The organism is Scandinavium sp. M-37, assembly GCF_043558715.1.
GTDB classification, from domain to species: domain Bacteria; phylum Pseudomonadota; class Gammaproteobacteria; order Enterobacterales; family Enterobacteriaceae; genus Scandinavium; species Scandinavium vulneris_A.
This window is the reverse complement of sequence record NZ_JBIGIN010000057.1, coordinates 1-15106: the sequence shown is the minus strand read 5'-3', so window position 1 is coordinate 15106 and position 15106 is coordinate 1. Positions and strand designations below refer to the sequence as shown.

Sequence of the window (15106 nt, the reverse complement as noted above, 5' to 3'; positions counted from 1 at the left end):
GTGATAAAACGAATGGCATACGGGTACCGGGATAACGACTACTTTTTTATGAAGATAAAAGCAGCGTTCCCCGGTAAGGCGCGATGAACCATAAAAAAGCCCCCGACAGGCGGGGGCAAGTCGTCGGTAAGACGACGAGGGTTTATTTGTACAGCTCGGCGGTTGCATGCCAGGTGTCACCGGTACGGGCTTCGATGATACGGTAGCTGCTGGCGCCTTCTTTCTCTGCTTTTGCTGCCAGTTCGTGACGCATATCCATTGGGGCGCTACCAATCTGCGATACGGAAACGGTGCCCATGGATTGCAGACTCTGAGCCTGCTCTGCATTAACCTGATGAACCGCTGCGCCTGCGCTAAAGGAAAGAACCGATGCCAGACCCAGTGTTGCGATAATCATTGCGCTTTTCATAATCTTTATTCCTTAATTCATTAACTGCGCGGCGAGAAGGTTTGAACTGCTTTTTTTATGCCTGGTGCCGCGTTGTGACAGATGTTTTCGTTCGGACTATCAAGAAATCTTATTTGTACAGCTCAGCCGTTGCGTGCCAATGGTCGCCGCTACGAGCTTCAATAACGCGGTAAGAGGAAGCCCCTTGTTCCTGCGCTTTTTGATTCAGCATGTCGTGCATGTCCATCGGAGAAGAACCGACTGCACCAACGGAAACGGTGCCGATTGCTTCGCGATTGGCTGCCTGATCCGCGTTGATGGAATCAGCGGCGAATGCGCCAAAAGAGAGAACCGAAAGGATAGTCAGTGCACTTACAGTGGTTTTGATTTTCATAATATTCACCTCGTCGAATTTTTTAACAGGGCCTTATTTCGTGACCCTCATCACAAAATCAAGTATACACTAATCACTCAAAAAATTAATACCAGACTAATGGTTTCGCGTGTAATTAAGTGTCAAAAACCGTCATTTTTATAACGTAAAAGCATTAAAAACGTCAGTTCGGGAGGGTGTATAGCGCTTATAGCTAAGAAAATCATATGGATATGTGAATTTGATAATTTGTGCGATTTTTCTAACAACATTCACTGGATGATTACATTCAGGCAGTGAAACGCACTTAATGTTAAAGAAAATGGAGTTTTATGTAGCGCCTGGAGTCGTGCCAAGGGGAGAAGACGCTCTCCGGCTGGTTGCCGGAGAGAAGGGGATTAGAGCTCTTGTTCGAACAGGACCAGAATGGCTTCGTACAGATCTTTAACGGTAAAACCCCGGGCAGGGGTAGTAAAGATAGTGTCGTCCCCGGCGATGCTACCGAGAATACCTTCCGCTTTACCCAGGGAATCTAACAGGCGAGCAATCAACTGCGCTGCACCAGGGCTGGTATGGATAACCACCACTGCGTCGTTATAGTCGATATCCAGCACCAGATTTTTGAGCGGGCTGGAGGTGGTCGGTACGCCGAGTTCAGCCGGTAAGCAGTAGACCATTTCCATTTTGGCATTGCGGGTACGTACCGCGCCAAATTTGGTTAGCATCCGGGAGACTTTGGACTGATTGATATTTTCGAATCCTTCCTCCTGTAACGCCTGGACTATCTCTCCTTGAGAACTGAATTTTTCTTCTTTCAGTAACGCTTTAAACGCTTTGACTAATTCGTCTTGCTTAGCCGAGGTTCGCATAAGTCACCCGTATCATGGCGGTAAAAACAACATTATTATGCATATGAATGAATTTTTATGCAAATTATCTGCCGTGAATAAGGCTGAAATAATGTTATGAAAGGGAGGGATTTTATCAAAATTCGTTATCGGGGAACATGCTTTCATCACAAGGTGAAAATTGCGGCAAAAGTAAATGAATTGTTATTAAAATGAAGTTGTTTTGCGTATCTGACAGGGTGTATTGTAACCCGCAGTCGACCGGTTACGCTGTCGCGGATGTCTTATCACAGGCGGTAAGTGAGCGATGACACCGCAATGCTGCGGGGAGAGCCGCATTCTTCAACAACGCTTATTGTTATTGTTTACCTTGTGAATTAAGGTTGCCGCAACGGAGTTACGGTAGATGAAACTAACCATAATAAGGAGTTTAGGATGAAAGTCGCAGTCCTCGGCGCTGCTGGCGGTATTGGCCAGGCGCTTGCCCTACTACTTAAGACCCAACTGCCTTCAGGCTCAGAACTCTCCCTGTATGACATCGCACCGGTTACTCCGGGCGTGGCAGTGGATCTCAGTCATATCCCAACTGATGTGAAAATCAAAGGCTTCTCCGGCGAAGACGCAACCCCGGCACTGGAAGGTGCTGATGTGGTGCTGATTTCTGCAGGCGTGGCGCGTAAACCGGGAATGGATCGTTCCGATCTGTTCAACGTCAACGCGGGTATCGTTAAAAATCTGGTGCAGCAGGTGGCTAAAACCTGCCCGAAGGCCTGCATCGGTATCATCACTAACCCGGTGAACACCACCGTAGCGATTGCCGCTGAGGTGCTCAAGAAAGCGGGCGTGTATGACAAAAACAAACTGTTTGGCGTGACCACGCTGGACATCATCCGCTCGAATACCTTCGTGGCGGAACTGAAAGGCAAACAGCCAACAGAAATAGACGTGCCGGTGATCGGTGGCCACTCAGGCGTGACCATTCTGCCGCTGCTGTCGCAGATCCCAGGCGTGAGCTTCTCCGAACAGGAAGCCGCTGACCTGACCAAACGTATTCAGAACGCCGGGACCGAAGTGGTCGAAGCCAAAGCCGGTGGCGGGTCTGCGACGTTATCTATGGGTCAGGCGGCGGCGCGTTTCGGTTTGTCGCTGGTCCGTGCGCTGCAGGGCGAGAAAGGCGTAGTGGAATGTGCCTACGTTGAAGGCGACGGTCAGTACGCACGTTTCTTCTCACAGCCGCTGCTGCTGGGTAAAAACGGTGTGGAAGAGCGTCAGTCCATCGGTAAACTGAGTGCTTACGAGCAACAGTCGCTGGAAGGCATGCTGGATACGCTGAAGAAAGATATCGTGCTGGGCGAAGAGTTCGTTAATAAATAAGCGACTCGCCAGAAAGCAAAACCGGAGCCTGCGCTCCGGTTTTTTTATGCCCGTCAGTTGGTGGCGGGATATTCCTGAATAGTGACTTTCAGCGACAGTTTTTTGTCGTCGCGCATCACTACCACCGGAATCTCTGAGCCAGGGCGGATTTCAGCCACCTGGTCCATAGTTTCCAGCGCGGAGACCGCAGGTTTGTCGTTCACGGAAACAATCACATCGTTAACCTGAATACCGGCCTCAGCCGCAGGGCCGCCCGCAGCGACTTCATTCACCACGATGCCCTGAATCTGATCCATCGGGCCGCTTTGGGTGTGCATAGGTGCAATTTCACGACCGCTGATCCCGATATAGCCACGAATTACCCGACCATCACGAATCAGCTTATCCATAATTTTGGTGGCCAACTGGAAGGGAATAGCAAAGCCAATCCCCTCCGGCGTCTCACCATCATTACTTTTATCGAAGGAAAGAGTGTTAATCCCCATCAGCTCGCCCAAAGAATTGACCAGCGCGCCGCCGGAGTTACCGTGGTTGATGGAGGCATCGGTTTGCAGAAAATTTTGACGACCAGACGGGTTCAGGCCGATACGACCGGTGGCACTGATAATCCCCTGGGTAATAGTCTGTCCGAGGTTATAGGGGTTACCGATAGCCAGAACCACATCGCCGATATGCGGGGTACGCTTCGGGTTGATAGGGATAACCGGCAAGCCGCCGCTGGCGCTGATTTTTAGCACCGCCAGATCGGTCAGGGTATCCGAGCCGACGATCAGCGCTTCAAACACGCGGCCATCCTGCAAGGCGACGATGATTTGATCGGCGTCGTTAATCACATGCTTGTTGGTAATAATGTACCCACGCTCGTCCATAATCACCCCGGAACCCAGCGTCAGCATGTTATGGCTGGTGGTGTTATTCAGGGCGCGGTTATAGACGTTTACCACGGCCGGTGCGGCGCGTTTAACGGCCTGATTATAGCTGGCAGGAGATTCATCAGTGCTGTCATAAGGCGCTGATGCCAGAGGGTTAAACTGCCGCAATGACGGCATGGCGGCTAACAGAATGCCACCGACGACACATCCAATTGCGACTGAACGTAAGAGCTTTACAAGCATGATGCGATTATCACAGGTAAGGAAACAGGCGCAGCATATCACGACTTCAGCGGACATCACACGCAGGCGATGTCCGCTGAAAATTTCGCTTAACGCAGCAGCAGATAGATACTCTCATTGTTACGCATGACGTTCAGCGCCACGATAGCCGGTTTGGTCTCCAGCACCTTGCGCAGCTCTGCGATAGACTGCACGCGCTGGCGGTTGATGCCGATTATCACGTCATCTTTGTGTAAACCGACCTGTGCCGCAGGGCTGCCTTTCTCGACGTCATCAAGCACAACGCCTTTGGTGCCGTCTTTCATCTGACCGTCGCTGAGCGAAGCCCCTTGCAGCGCTGGCGTAATCAGTTCCGCACTGGCCGTCGACGAAGTGCTTTTATCCAGCGTCACTTCAACGCTGAGCGGTTTACCGTCGCGCAGCAGGCCGAGTTTTACTTTGGTTCCCGGTTCGGTGGTCGCGATACGGGAACGCAAATCGGCAAAGCTGTTCAGCGGTTTGTCATTCAGGCTGACGATGATATCGCCCGCTTTCACGCCCGCTTTTGCGGAGCCTGAGCCCGGCAGAACTTCACTGACAAATGCGCCACGCTGAATGTCGAGATTAAACGCTTTGGCGATGTCCGCGTTCATCTCCATGCCTTTTATACCCAGCAGGCCGCGTTTGATTTCACCAAACTGTATCAGCTGTTTGGCCAGCGTCATCGCCATGTTACTTGGGATGGCAAAGCCGATGCCAATACTGCCACCGCTCGGTGCCAGAATGGCGGTGTTGATCCCAACCAGTTCGCCGTTGAGGTTGAGCAGCGCGCCGCCGGAGTTACCCCGGTTAATTGAGGCATCGGTCTGGATAAAGTTTTCCAGCCCTTCCAGATTCAAGCCGCTGCGGCCCAGGGCGGAAATGATCCCGGAGGTCGCGGTCTGGCCAAGACCGAACGGGTTGCCTACGGCGACGGCGAAATCACCGACGCGCAGCTTATCGGAATCGGCGATGGCGATTTGTGTCAGATGGTCAGCTTTTTGCAATTGCAGCAGGGCGATATCGCTTTGGTCATCACTGCCGACCAGCTTGGCCTCAAACTCACGCCCGTCATTAAGCTGAACGCTGATTTTCTCTGCCTGCTTAACGACGTGATTATTGGTCAGGACATAGCCCTTGGTGGCGTCAATAATGACCCCAGAGCCGAGGCCTTCGAAAGGCTGTGGGGTCTCGTTCGGGGCGTCTTCACCAAGATATTTCTTCAGTTCATCCGGCACCTGGCCCACTTCGGCAGGCGTGGCCGTGCCGGAAACCTTCACGCTCACCACCGCTGGCAGGACTTTCTCCAGCATCGGGGCCAGGCTCGGGATCTGCGTCTGACCCGGGATCTGAGCAGGCAGAGAAGCAGACACCGGCGCGACGACGCCAAGAGATAACCCAACACTTAACGCTAACGCACTTAATAATAAGGTTTGTTTCTTCATTGATGCTGGCTCTCATAACCTGAGGAATGTAAGGAAAATACGCCCTTAAACAGCCCGATGTTATTGAATTTTCGGACGTCTAACAATGAGGTTGATGATTAAATAATAGCTGGGTCAGGCGGGAAGTGACGGGCGCAGTGGTTGCGCCCGTAAAAAAGAGGGATTAATCGCGTTTTGCACCACTGCGCAGCAGGCCGGACGCGCCATCGGAATAGTCGCGTGGCATCTGGACAGGCGCTTGATCGTTACCCGCTTCGGATTCAGCCAGACGGTTGCGGAACGGATTTTCTTCAGCGCTCATTTCCGGCAGCAGGCTGCTGGAGCTTTTCGCCATGTGTTGATACAGCTGGCGGTAATCGTGGGCCATATTGTCGAGCAGCTCGGCGCTGCGGGCAAAGTGGCTGACCAGTTCTTCACGATACTCGTCGAGCTCTGCTTTGTTTTTTTCCAGTTCGTACTGCAGGGCCTGCTGTTGACGTAATTTGCGGTTCCCAAATCGCATAGCGACGGCGCCAATGATGAGACCGACAACTAAACCAATTAGCGCGTATTCCCAGGTCATGAACTTCTCCCGTTGTTTTGTGGTTCCGTAGGGTGGCAATAAGGCTGCTCGCCTGCGCCCGATATTGCCACTATAACCGCTATTCCCTTAGAAGTGGAATCCTGGCGTGTCATCGCGTACTGTAGAACGGCCTTTTTTTCGACAACCGTGAACTGCTGCACGTTGCTTTTCAGGAAATAACAATAGCTTATGCAAAGCATGACCCCCACATCGCGATATCTCCAGGCCCTTAAAGAGGGCACTCACCAGCCCGATGACGTCCAGGGTGAGGCTGTGTCCCGGCTGGACAGCATCTATCAGGAATTGGTTAACTCTCCGGCAGCAGCCGCGCCCGCCAGCGGCGGCCTGCGGGCTAAATTCGGTAAACTGCTGGGCAAGCGTGAATCGACGAGCAGCGCACCGGTTCGCGGCTTATATATGTGGGGCGGCGTTGGGCGGGGGAAAACCTGGCTGATGGACATGTTCTATCTGAGCCTGCCGGGGGAGCGTAAGCAGCGTCTGCACTTTCATCGCTTTATGCTGCGCGTACACGAAGAGCTGACGGCCTTGCAGGGCCACAGCGATCCGCTGGAAATCGTCGCCGACCGGTTCAAATCTGAAACCGACGTGCTGTGCTTTGATGAATTTTTTGTCTCCGATATTACCGATGCCATGCTGCTCGGCGGCCTGATGAAAGCGCTGTTCGCCCGTGGGATAACTCTGGTAGCGACCTCTAACATCCCACCAGATGAGCTGTACCGCAACGGCCTCCAGCGCGCCCGCTTCATCCCGGCCATCGAGGCGATAAAAGAACACTGCGATATCATGAATGTGGATGCAGGCATTGATTACCGGCTGCGCACGTTGACCCAGGCGCATCTGTGGCTCTCACCGCTCACTGATGAAACGCGTCAACAGATGGACACGCTGTGGCTGGCGTTGGCGGGAACGAAACGCGAAACTGCCCCTGTGCTGGAAATCAATCATCGCCCGTTAGCCACGATGGGGGCCGACAATCAGACCCTGGCCGTCTCCTTCGAGACGCTGTGTGTGGATGCGCGCAGCCAGCATGATTACATCGCGCTGTCCCGACTGTTCCACACCGTGATGCTGTTTGACGTGCCGGTGATGACAGGGCTGATGGAAAGTGAAGCCCGCCGTTTTATTGCGCTGGTGGATGAGTTTTACGAGCGCCATGTAAAACTGGTGGTCAGCGCCGCCGTGCCGCTGTACACAATTTATCAGGGCGAACGCCTGAAATTTGAGTTCCAGCGCTGTCTTTCCCGTCTGCAGGAGATGCAAAGCGAAGAGTATCTCAAGCGTGAACACCTGGCGGGCTAAAAACCCGCTTCAAATCATAAAAAGGGGTCGATCTTTGAGGTCGACTTCTCTATAATCTTGCGACCCCACGTTACAACCAAAGTTTTTTTCCCAAAACTTTTGTCGTGCCGGCATAGGCTATTCGAAGGGGTAGGTTTGCTGGACAATGTCGTGTGAACCTCAACTTTTAAACGTTTGGGCGTTCACCAACGTGTAACTATTTATTGGGTAAGCTTTTAATGAAAACTTTTACAGCTAAACCAGAAACCGTACAGCGCGACTGGTATGTTGTTGACGCGACCGGTAAGACTCTGGGTCGTCTGGCTTCCGAACTGGCTCGTCGCCTGCGCGGTAAGCACAAAGCGGAATACACCCCGCACGTGGATACCGGTGATTACATCATCGTTCTGAATGCAGAAAAAGTTGCTGTAACCGGCAACAAGCGTGAAGACAAAGTGTATTACCATCACACCGGCCACATCGGCGGTATTAAAGAAGCGACCTTTGAAGAGATGATTGCCCGCCGTCCTGAGCGTGTAATTGAAATCGCGGTTAAAGGCATGCTGCCAAAAGGCCCGCTGGGTCGTGCTATGTACCGTAAACTGAAAGTTTACGCGGGTAACGAGCACAACCACGCGGCACAGCAACCGCAAGTTCTGGACATCTAATCGGGATTATGGCAATGGCTGAAAATCAATACTACGGCACTGGTCGCCGCAAAAGTTCCGCAGCACGCGTGTTTATCAAACCGGGCAGCGGCAAAATCGTTATCAACCAACGTTCTCTGGAACAGTACTTCGGTCGTGAAACTGCCCGCATGGTAGTTCGTCAGCCGCTGGAACTGGTCGACATGGTTGAGAAATTCGATCTCTACATCACTGTTAAAGGTGGTGGTACTTCTGGTCAGGCTGGTGCGATCCGTCACGGTATCACCCGCGCTCTGATGGAGTACGACGAGTCCCTGCGTGGCGAACTGCGTAAAGCTGGTTTCGTTACTCGTGATGCTCGTGAAGTTGAACGTAAGAAAGTCGGCCTGCGTAAAGCACGTCGTCGTCCTCAGTTCTCCAAACGTTAATTGGTTTCTGCTTCGGCAGAACAATTGGCGAAAAAACCCGCTTCGGCGGGTTTTTTTATGGATAAAATGGGCGTTATCCACAATCCTTCTCTCTCTTTTCACTCCTTTTTCAGCATTTCCAGAATCGGCTCACCACAAACCCCGCAAAATCTGGTAAACTATCATCCAATTTTCTGCCCAAATGCGGGCGATTGTTCATTTTTTGTTTGTTTTGTTTTTGAACAGGAATGTCGTTCGACGCTTAGCGGGCTCTACAACTGACCGGTCACAATATCGTGGCAGGTAGCAGTAAAAAAATTCTGAATATACCTGGAGGTTTTCATGGCTGTCGCTGCCAACAAACGTTCGGTAATGACGCTGTTTTCTGGTCCTACTGACATCTATAGCCATCAGGTCCGCATTGTGCTGGCCGAAAAAGGTGTCAGCTTTGAGATTGAGCACGTGGAAAAGGACAATCCACCTCAGGATCTGATTGACCTCAACCCGAATCAAAGCGTCCCGACACTGGTGGATCGCGAGCTGACCTTATGGGAATCTCGCATCATTATGGAATACCTGGATGAGCGTTTCCCTCATCCGCCGCTGATGCCGGTTTATCCGGTGGCTCGCGGTGAAAGCCGTCTGTACATGCAGCGTATCGAGAAAGACTGGTATACGCTGATGCATACCGTCCAGACCGGTTCTGCGGCGCAGGCTGATGCAGCCCGCAAACAGCTGCGTGAAGAACTGTTGGCCATTGCGCCAGTCTTCACTCAGAAGCCGTACTTCCTGAGCGACGAGTTCAGCCTGGTCGATTGCTATCTGGCACCGCTGCTGTGGCGTCTGCCGGTAATGGGCATCGAACTGGTCGGTGCCGGTTCCAAAGAGATGAAAGCGTATATGACTCGCGTCTTCGAACGTGATTCATTCCTCGCTTCCTTAACTGAACCCGAGCGTGAAATGCGCCTCGGTCGGGGCTAATTGAATGGATGTGTCTCAGCTGACACCTCGTCGTCCTTATCTGCTGCGGGCATTCTATGAATGGCTGCTGGATAACCAGCTGACTCCGCATTTGGTAGTGGACGTAACCTTGCCTGGCGTTCGTGTTCCGATGGAATACGCGCGTGACGGGCAAATCGTTCTGAACATTGCGCCGCGTGCGGTAGGCAATCTGGAGCTGTCGAACGACGACGTGCGTTTTAATGCGCGCTTCGGCGGGGTGCCGCGTCAGGTTGAAGTCCCTCTGGCTGCGGTGCTGGCTATCTACGCGCGTGAAAATGGCGCAGGTACCATGTTCGAACCTGAAGCGGCGTACGATGAAGACGTGACAAACGTCAACGACGACGCCGGTATCGGGGCTGAAAACGAAACCGTGATGTCGGTCATCGATGGCGATAAGCCTGACAGCGATGACGACAACAGTCCCGACGATACGCCGCCACCACGCGGTGGCCGTCCGGCACTTCGCGTAGTGAAGTAATCCGTTATCCAACAGGCCCTTTCGGGCCTGTTTTGTTATCTGCCCTCGCTTTCGCCAGCCCCAAAATCCTGTGTTACTCTATGGATCCGTTGTCACTTACTGTCACCTGGCCCGAATAACCGCTATGAACGCATTTGAACCTCAGGAAGAAGAGACTTCAGAAACGATTGGCCGCAGCCTGGGCCGCCGTCCACTGGCGCGCAAAAAGTTGTCGGAGATGGTGGAAGAAGAGCTTGAGCAGATGATCCGCCGCCGCGAATTTGCGGAAGGGGAGCAGTTACCGTCCGAGCGTGAGCTGATGACGTTCTTTAACGTCGGTCGTCCTTCAGTGCGTGAAGCCCTGGCGGCGCTCAAGCGTAAAGGCCTGGTACAAATCAACAATGGCGAGCGCGCCCGCGTCTCACGTCCTTCTGCCGATACCATCATCAGCGAACTGTCCGGCATGGCGAAAGATTTCCTCGCCCATCCTGGCGGCATCGCCCATTTCGAACAGCTACGCCTGTTTTTTGAATCCAGCCTGGTGCGCTACGCCGCAGAAAACGCCAGCGATGAGCAAATCGAACGGTTGACCAAAGCGCTGGAGATCAACAGCCAGTCGCTGGATGATAACGCCTTGTTCATCCGATCTGACGTGGATTTTCATCGCGTGTTAGCGGAGATCCCCGGCAATCCAATCTTCATGGCGATTCACGTCGCGCTGCTGGACTGGCTGATCGCCGCCCGCCCTAAAGTGGCCGATAAAGAACTGTATCAGCACAATAGCGTTAGCTATCAGCAGCACATCGCTATCGTGGAGGCGATTCGCCGTCGCAGCCCCGAGGAAGCCGATCGTGCCCTGCAGACGCACCTCAACAGCGTTTCCGCGACCTGGCACGCCTTCGGGCAAACCCAAAAGAAGAAATAACCGTCCGATCATAACGATCGTTTAGTGAAGCAGATCGCAAGATAAGCTTTCCGTATTAGGCTGGCGCATAAATGAGCTGGTATAACAGGTATAAAGGTATATCGTTAATGTTACATCACTCATCTGAGAGGTTCGTATGTCAGCCAATTTACGTGGGGTTATGGCCGCGCTGTTAACCCCGTTTACTCGCCAGCAGCAGCTGGATGAGCACAGCCTGCGTCGTCTGGTGCGCTTTAATATTGCGCAGGGGATAGACGGGCTTTATGTCGGGGGCTCCACCGGGGAGGCGTTTGTCCAGACCTCAGCAGAGCGCCAGCAGGTGCTGGAAATCGTGGCAGAAGAGGCAAAGGGGCAGATAACGCTGATTGCCCACGTCGGCTGCGTCAGCACCGTCGAAAGTCAGTCCCTGGCGCAGGCGGCAAAAGGTTATGGTTATGATGCGGTGTCGGCAGTGACGCCGTTCTACTACCCGTTCAGCTTCGATGAACATTGTGATCACTACCGGGCCATTATTGACGCTTCTGAAGGGTTGCCGATGGTGGTCTACAACATTCCGGCACTCAGTGGGGTGAAGTTAAGTCTGGATCAGATCAACACCCTGGTGACGTTACCGGGCGTCGGCGCGCTGAAACAGACCTCTGGCGATCTGTATCAGATGGAGCAGATCCGCCGGGCTCATCCGGATCTGGTGCTCTATAACGGTTACGACGAAATTTTTGCCTCCGGCCTGATGTCAGGTGCCGACGGCGGGATCGGCAGTACTTACAACATCATGGGCTGGCGCTATCAGAACATCGTCAGCGCGCTGAAGGCGGGAGACCTCCAACAGGCGCAGCGCCTGCAGAGCGAATGTAACAAGGTTATCGACCTGCTTATTCAGACCGGCGTTTTCCGTGGACTGAAAACGGTGCTGCACTACATGGACGTCGTGGATGTGCCACTGTGCCGGAAGCCTTTTGCCCCGGTTGATGAGAAATTCCTGCCCGCGCTGAAGGCGTTGGCCAGTGAGCTGCAGCGGGAGATGGCTCAGCAGCGCTGATCTGTTGCCCGGTGATGCCGGGCAAAACCTAACGAAAACAGCGTGGGCATAGCCCAGCGCGGGAGAGTGACATGAGTATGACTACCCAAAGCATCCCGTGGTATCGCCATCTCGATCGGGCGCAGTGGCGGGCATTTTCCGCCGCCTGGCTCGGTTATTTGCTGGATGGCTTCGATTTTGTGCTGATGGCGCTGGTACTCACCGAAGTGCAAAGCGAATTTGGTCTGACGACTGTCCAGGCTGCAAGCCTGATCTCTGCGGCCTTCATCTCCCGCTGGTTTGGCGGCCTGATGCTGGGCGCGATGGGCGATCGCTATGGCCGACGGCTGGCGATGGTCACCAGCATTGTATTGTTCTCGGTCGGCACGCTGGCCTGCGGTTTAGCGCCAGGGTTTACCACGCTGTTTATTGCCCGTCTGGTGATTGGGATGGGGATGGCGGGGGAATACGGTTCCAGCGCAACCTACGTGATTGAGAGCTGGCCGAAGCATATGCGCAACAAGGCCAGTGGCTTCTTGATTTCCGGCTTCTCCGTGGGCGCCGTGGTGGCCGCGCAGGTCTACAGTCTGGTGGTGCCTGTCTGGGGCTGGCGTGCACTGTTTTTGCTCGGTATTTTCCCGATTGTCTTTGCTCTGTGGCTGCGCAAAAACATTCCCGAAGCGGAAGACTGGAAGCAAAAACATGCCGGGAAAGCGCCCGTCCGCACGATGGTCGACATCCTGTATCGCGGCGATCATCGGGTTCTCAACATTTTCCTCACCATGGTGGCCGCGACCGCGCTGTGGTTCTGTTTCTCCGGCGAACTGCGTAACGCCGGGATGATCCTGGGCTTGGGTCTGCTTAGCGCCATCATTTTTGTCAGCTTTATGGTGCAAAGCAGCGGCAAGCGCTGGCCCACCGGAGTGATGTTGATGGTGGTGGTGCTGTTCGCGTTCCTGTACTCATGGCCGATTCAGGCGCTGCTGCCGACCTATCTGAAAACCGACCTGGCCTACGATCACTCCACCGTTGCCCGGGTGCTGTTCTTCAGCGGGTTTGGTGCGGCGGTGGGCTGCTGCGTCGGCGGTTTCCTTGGCGATTGGCTCGGCACCCGTAAAGCCTATGTCTGGAGCCTGCTGGCCTCACAATTGCTGATTATTCCTGTGTTTGCGATCGGCGGCACCAACGTCTGGGTCCTTGGCCTGTTACTCTTTTTCCAGCAGATGTTAGGGCAGGGGATCTCTGGGATCTTACCGAAACTGATCGGTGGCTACTTCGATACCGATCAACGTGCAGCAGGCTTGGGCTTCACTTATAACGTCGGGGCGCTCGGCGGTGCGATAGCCCCGGTGATCGGCGCGCTGATCGCACAAAAGCTGGATCTGGGCACCGCACTGGGATCGCTTTCTTTCGGGCTGACGTTTGTGGTCATCCTGCTGATCGGCCTCGACATGCCCACTCGCGTTCAGCGCTGGATCCGTCCGGAAGCGCTACGTACGCATGATGCGATTGACGGAAAACCGTTCAGCGGGGCCGTTCCGCTGCGTGGTGAAAAAAGCAGTCTGATTAAAAACTAGGGAGACAGAATGTCGGTACTTGAACAACTTGATGCGGCGATCCACGCCAACGGCGGGCTGATCGTGTCCTGCCAGCCGGTGCCGGAGAGCCCGCTGGATAAACCTGACATTGTCGCCGCGATGGCGCTGGCGGCAGAGCAGGCGGGCGCGGTGGCGCTCCGGATCGAAGGGATCGAAAACCTGAAGGCGACCTCTGCGCAGGTGACGATCCCGATCATTGGCATCATCAAGCGCGACTTACCCGATTCGCCGGTGCGGATCACGCCCTTCCTCGACGATGTGGATGCGCTCGCTGCGGCAGGGGCCAGCATTATTGCTTTTGATGGTACGGACAGGGCCCGACCCGCATCGGTAAACGCATTGCTGGAACGCATTCACGCTCACCACCTGCTGGCGATGGCTGACTGCTCCTCTGTTGAAGACGGATTGTATTGTCATCGCGCTGGGGCAGAGATTATTGGTTCAACCCTGTCGGGCTATCTGGGTGGCCCGGTGCCAGTGGAACCTGACTTTGCGCTGGTCGCCGCGCTCAGCGAGGCTGGGTGTCGGGTGATTGCGGAAGGGCGTTATAACGCGCCGGAACTGGCCGCACAGGCGATGCAGCATGGGGCGTGGGCAGTCACGGTGGGGTCGGCAATCACCCGGCTGGAGCACATCTGCCAGTGGTATCGCGACGCGCTGCACGGGGTCAGGCAATGACTACCCTCGCGGTAGATATCGGCGGGACTAAACTCGCGGCGGCGATTATCGACGACGATTTTCGCCTGCTGGAGCGGCATGAATGCCCCACGCCCGCCAGCCAATCGCCGCAGGCGCTTACCGCCAGTCTGGAGGCATTGCTTTCGCCCCTGGCGAAACGGGTGCAGCGGGTAGCGGTGGCCTCTACCGGGATCATCCATCAGGGCGTGTTAACCGCCGTCAATCCGGCCAATCTTGGCGGGCTGGCGCAGTTTCCGCTGCAGGAGACAGTGTCGCGTATCACCGGTTTGCCGTGTCTGGTGCTGAATGATGCCCAGGCGGCGGCCTGGGCGGAATATCAGGCGCTGAACGAGAGCGTTGCGGAGATGGCGTTCATCACCGTGTCAACGGGCGTTGGCGGTGGGCTGGTCAGCCAGGGGCGGCTGTTGACGGGGGCCGGTGGGCTGGCCGGGCATTTTGGCCATACGCTGGCGGATCCGGATGGGCCACGCTGTGGCTGTGGGCGCATCGGGTGCGTGGAGGCGATAGCGTCCGGACGCGGAATTGCCGCCGCCGCGCAGGGCGAGCTTTACGGTCTTGATGCCAAAGCCATCTTCGCCAGAGCGAAGGCGGGTGACGCGCAGGCGCAAGAGCTGGTACAGCGTTCCGCACGGATACTGGCCAGGTTGATTGCGGATGTCAAAGCGGTGACCGACTGCCAGTGCGTGGTGATAGGCGGCAGCGTTGGGCTGGCGGAGGGGTATTTAGCGCAGGTGGAAGCGTTTTTAGCGCAGGAACCGAAGGCGTATCAGGTGACGCTGAAAGCCGCCCATTATCGACACGATGCCGGACTGCTGGGCGCGGCGATGCAAGCTCTGCAATAAAAAAGGTTCATCGCGGTTAAGCGTGAACCAATAGAAAACGGCGGTAAAAGTGGTTAGTTTTGTATTCGCCAAAACACTAACCAGCCACT

General features: G+C 54.7%; 17 protein-coding genes. 11 read left to right on the top strand and 6 right to left on the bottom strand.

Annotation, left to right across the window (positions count from 1 at the left end; genetic code table 11):
* Positions 1 to 142 precede the first annotated feature (142 nt).
* From yhcN-B to argR, 3 genes are all read right to left on the bottom strand, one after another.
* The gene (gene yhcN-B / locus ACG0Z5_RS23100; RefSeq protein WP_394451412.1) at positions 143 to 409 is read right to left on the bottom strand and encodes a DUF1471 family stress response protein YhcN-B; all 267 of its coding nucleotides are present in this window, start codon (positions 407 to 409) and stop codon (positions 143 to 145) included.
* Between the two features lie 109 nt (positions 410 to 518).
* Positions 519 to 782 (bottom strand): peroxide/acid stress response protein YhcN, encoded by a 264-nt coding sequence (yhcN, locus tag ACG0Z5_RS23095; protein WP_097164159.1) that lies wholly within the window; start codon positions 780 to 782, stop codon positions 519 to 521.
* A gap of 377 nt (positions 783 to 1159) precedes the next feature.
* Positions 1160 to 1630, bottom strand: coding sequence for a transcriptional regulator ArgR (argR, locus tag ACG0Z5_RS23090; RefSeq protein ID WP_319627435.1), 471 nt, complete (start codon positions 1628 to 1630; stop codon positions 1160 to 1162).
* Positions 1631 to 2044: 414 nt separating this feature from the next.
* On the opposite strand from argR, the gene mdh reads away from it, so the two are divergent.
* Positions 2045 to 2983 (top strand): malate dehydrogenase, encoded by a 939-nt coding sequence (gene mdh, locus ACG0Z5_RS23085; RefSeq protein ID WP_394451411.1) that lies wholly within the window; start codon positions 2045 to 2047, stop codon positions 2981 to 2983.
* Between the two features lie 53 nt (positions 2984 to 3036).
* Here mdh and degS read toward each other — a convergent pair whose 3' ends face one another.
* The 3 genes from degS to zapG all read right to left on the bottom strand — a co-directional run bounded on the left by degS (position 3037) and on the right by zapG (position 6123).
* The gene (gene degS / locus ACG0Z5_RS23080) at positions 3037 to 4098 is read right to left on the bottom strand and encodes an outer membrane-stress sensor serine endopeptidase DegS (protein ID WP_319627433.1); all 1062 of its coding nucleotides are present in this window, start codon (positions 4096 to 4098) and stop codon (positions 3037 to 3039) included.
* 89 nt (positions 4099 to 4187) lie between these two features.
* Entirely contained in the window at positions 4188 to 5561 is a 1374-nt protein-coding gene (gene degQ / locus ACG0Z5_RS23075; protein WP_394451409.1) for a serine endoprotease DegQ, read from the bottom strand.
* 163 nt (positions 5562 to 5724) lie between these two features.
* Positions 5725 to 6123: a Z-ring associated protein ZapG gene (gene zapG / locus ACG0Z5_RS23070; protein ID WP_319627431.1), complete on the bottom strand. Its 399-nt coding sequence runs from the start codon at positions 6121 to 6123 to the stop codon at positions 5725 to 5727.
* A 189-nt stretch (positions 6124 to 6312) separates the two neighbouring features.
* Between zapG and zapE the strand changes: the two genes are divergently transcribed.
* The 10 genes from zapE (at position 6313) to nanK (ending at position 15017) form a co-directional block, all read left to right on the top strand.
* Positions 6313 to 7443 carry a cell division protein ZapE gene (gene zapE / locus ACG0Z5_RS23065; protein ID WP_394451407.1) on the top strand — a complete coding sequence of 377 codons (1131 nt, stop codon included), beginning with the start codon at positions 6313 to 6315 and terminating at the stop codon, positions 7441 to 7443.
* Between the two features lie 218 nt (positions 7444 to 7661).
* Positions 7662 to 8090 carry a 50S ribosomal protein L13 gene (gene rplM, locus ACG0Z5_RS23060; protein WP_110510601.1) on the top strand — a complete coding sequence of 143 codons (429 nt, stop codon included), beginning with the start codon at positions 7662 to 7664 and terminating at the stop codon, positions 8088 to 8090.
* Positions 8091 to 8104: 14 nt separating this feature from the next.
* Positions 8105 to 8497 (top strand): 30S ribosomal protein S9, encoded by a 393-nt coding sequence (gene rpsI / locus ACG0Z5_RS23055; RefSeq protein ID WP_064543072.1) that lies wholly within the window; start codon positions 8105 to 8107, stop codon positions 8495 to 8497.
* Between the two features lie 321 nt (positions 8498 to 8818).
* The gene (gene sspA / locus ACG0Z5_RS23050) at positions 8819 to 9457 is read left to right on the top strand and encodes a stringent starvation protein SspA (protein ID WP_319627429.1); all 639 of its coding nucleotides are present in this window, start codon (positions 8819 to 8821) and stop codon (positions 9455 to 9457) included.
* 4 nt (positions 9458 to 9461) lie between these two features.
* The gene (sspB, locus tag ACG0Z5_RS23045) at positions 9462 to 9956 is read left to right on the top strand and encodes a ClpXP protease specificity-enhancing factor (RefSeq protein WP_319627428.1); all 495 of its coding nucleotides are present in this window, start codon (positions 9462 to 9464) and stop codon (positions 9954 to 9956) included.
* Positions 9957 to 10071: 115 nt separating this feature from the next.
* Positions 10072 to 10860, top strand: coding sequence for a transcriptional regulator NanR (gene nanR, locus ACG0Z5_RS23040; RefSeq protein ID WP_394451413.1), 789 nt, complete (start codon positions 10072 to 10074; stop codon positions 10858 to 10860).
* 136 nt (positions 10861 to 10996) lie between these two features.
* The gene (gene nanA, locus ACG0Z5_RS23035) at positions 10997 to 11899 is read left to right on the top strand and encodes an N-acetylneuraminate lyase (RefSeq protein ID WP_394451404.1); all 903 of its coding nucleotides are present in this window, start codon (positions 10997 to 10999) and stop codon (positions 11897 to 11899) included.
* A 71-nt stretch (positions 11900 to 11970) separates the two neighbouring features.
* On the top strand, positions 11971 to 13455 hold the full coding sequence (locus tag ACG0Z5_RS23030) for an MFS transporter (protein WP_319627426.1): 1485 nt from the start codon (positions 11971 to 11973) through the stop codon (positions 13453 to 13455).
* A 9-nt stretch (positions 13456 to 13464) separates the two neighbouring features.
* Positions 13465 to 14154: an N-acetylmannosamine-6-phosphate 2-epimerase gene (locus ACG0Z5_RS23025; RefSeq protein WP_394451403.1), complete on the top strand. Its 690-nt coding sequence runs from the start codon at positions 13465 to 13467 to the stop codon at positions 14152 to 14154.
* Positions 14151 to 15017, top strand: a complete 867-nt coding sequence (gene nanK, locus ACG0Z5_RS23020; RefSeq protein WP_394451401.1) for an N-acetylmannosamine kinase — start codon at positions 14151 to 14153, stop codon at positions 15015 to 15017. Before ACG0Z5_RS23025 ends, nanK begins: the two co-directional genes overlap by 4 nt.
* Positions 15018 to 15106: the final 89 nt, after the last annotated feature.

Coding starts and splice junctions, on each gene's coding strand:
- yhcN-B (WP_394451412.1), bottom strand. CDS start 409: ATGAAAAGCGCAATGATTATCGCAACACTGGGTCTGGCATCGGTTCTT.
- yhcN (WP_097164159.1), bottom strand. CDS start 782: ATGAAAATCAAAACCACTGTAAGTGCACTGACTATCCTTTCGGTTCTC.
- argR (WP_319627435.1), bottom strand. CDS start 1,630: ATGCGAACCTCGGCTAAGCAAGACGAATTAGTCAAAGCGTTTAAAGCG.
- mdh (WP_394451411.1), top strand. CDS start 2,045: ATGAAAGTCGCAGTCCTCGGCGCTGCTGGCGGTATTGGCCAGGCGCTT.
- degS (WP_319627433.1), bottom strand. CDS start 4,098: ATGCTTGTAAAGCTCTTACGTTCAGTCGCAATTGGATGTGTCGTCGGT.
- degQ (WP_394451409.1), bottom strand. CDS start 5,561: ATGAAGAAACAAACCTTATTATTAAGTGCGTTAGCGTTAAGTGTTGGG.
- zapG (WP_319627431.1), bottom strand. CDS start 6,123: ATGACCTGGGAATACGCGCTAATTGGTTTAGTTGTCGGTCTCATCATT.
- zapE (WP_394451407.1), top strand. CDS start 6,313: ATGCAAAGCATGACCCCCACATCGCGATATCTCCAGGCCCTTAAAGAG.
- rplM (WP_110510601.1), top strand. CDS start 7,662: ATGAAAACTTTTACAGCTAAACCAGAAACCGTACAGCGCGACTGGTAT.
- rpsI (WP_064543072.1), top strand. CDS start 8,105: ATGGCTGAAAATCAATACTACGGCACTGGTCGCCGCAAAAGTTCCGCA.
- sspA (WP_319627429.1), top strand. CDS start 8,819: ATGGCTGTCGCTGCCAACAAACGTTCGGTAATGACGCTGTTTTCTGGT.
- sspB (WP_319627428.1), top strand. CDS start 9,462: ATGGATGTGTCTCAGCTGACACCTCGTCGTCCTTATCTGCTGCGGGCA.
- nanA (WP_394451404.1), top strand. CDS start 10,997: ATGTCAGCCAATTTACGTGGGGTTATGGCCGCGCTGTTAACCCCGTTT.
- ACG0Z5_RS23030 (WP_319627426.1), top strand. CDS start 11,971: ATGAGTATGACTACCCAAAGCATCCCGTGGTATCGCCATCTCGATCGG.
- ACG0Z5_RS23025 (WP_394451403.1), top strand. CDS start 13,465: ATGTCGGTACTTGAACAACTTGATGCGGCGATCCACGCCAACGGCGGG.
- nanK (WP_394451401.1), top strand. CDS start 14,151: ATGACTACCCTCGCGGTAGATATCGGCGGGACTAAACTCGCGGCGGCG.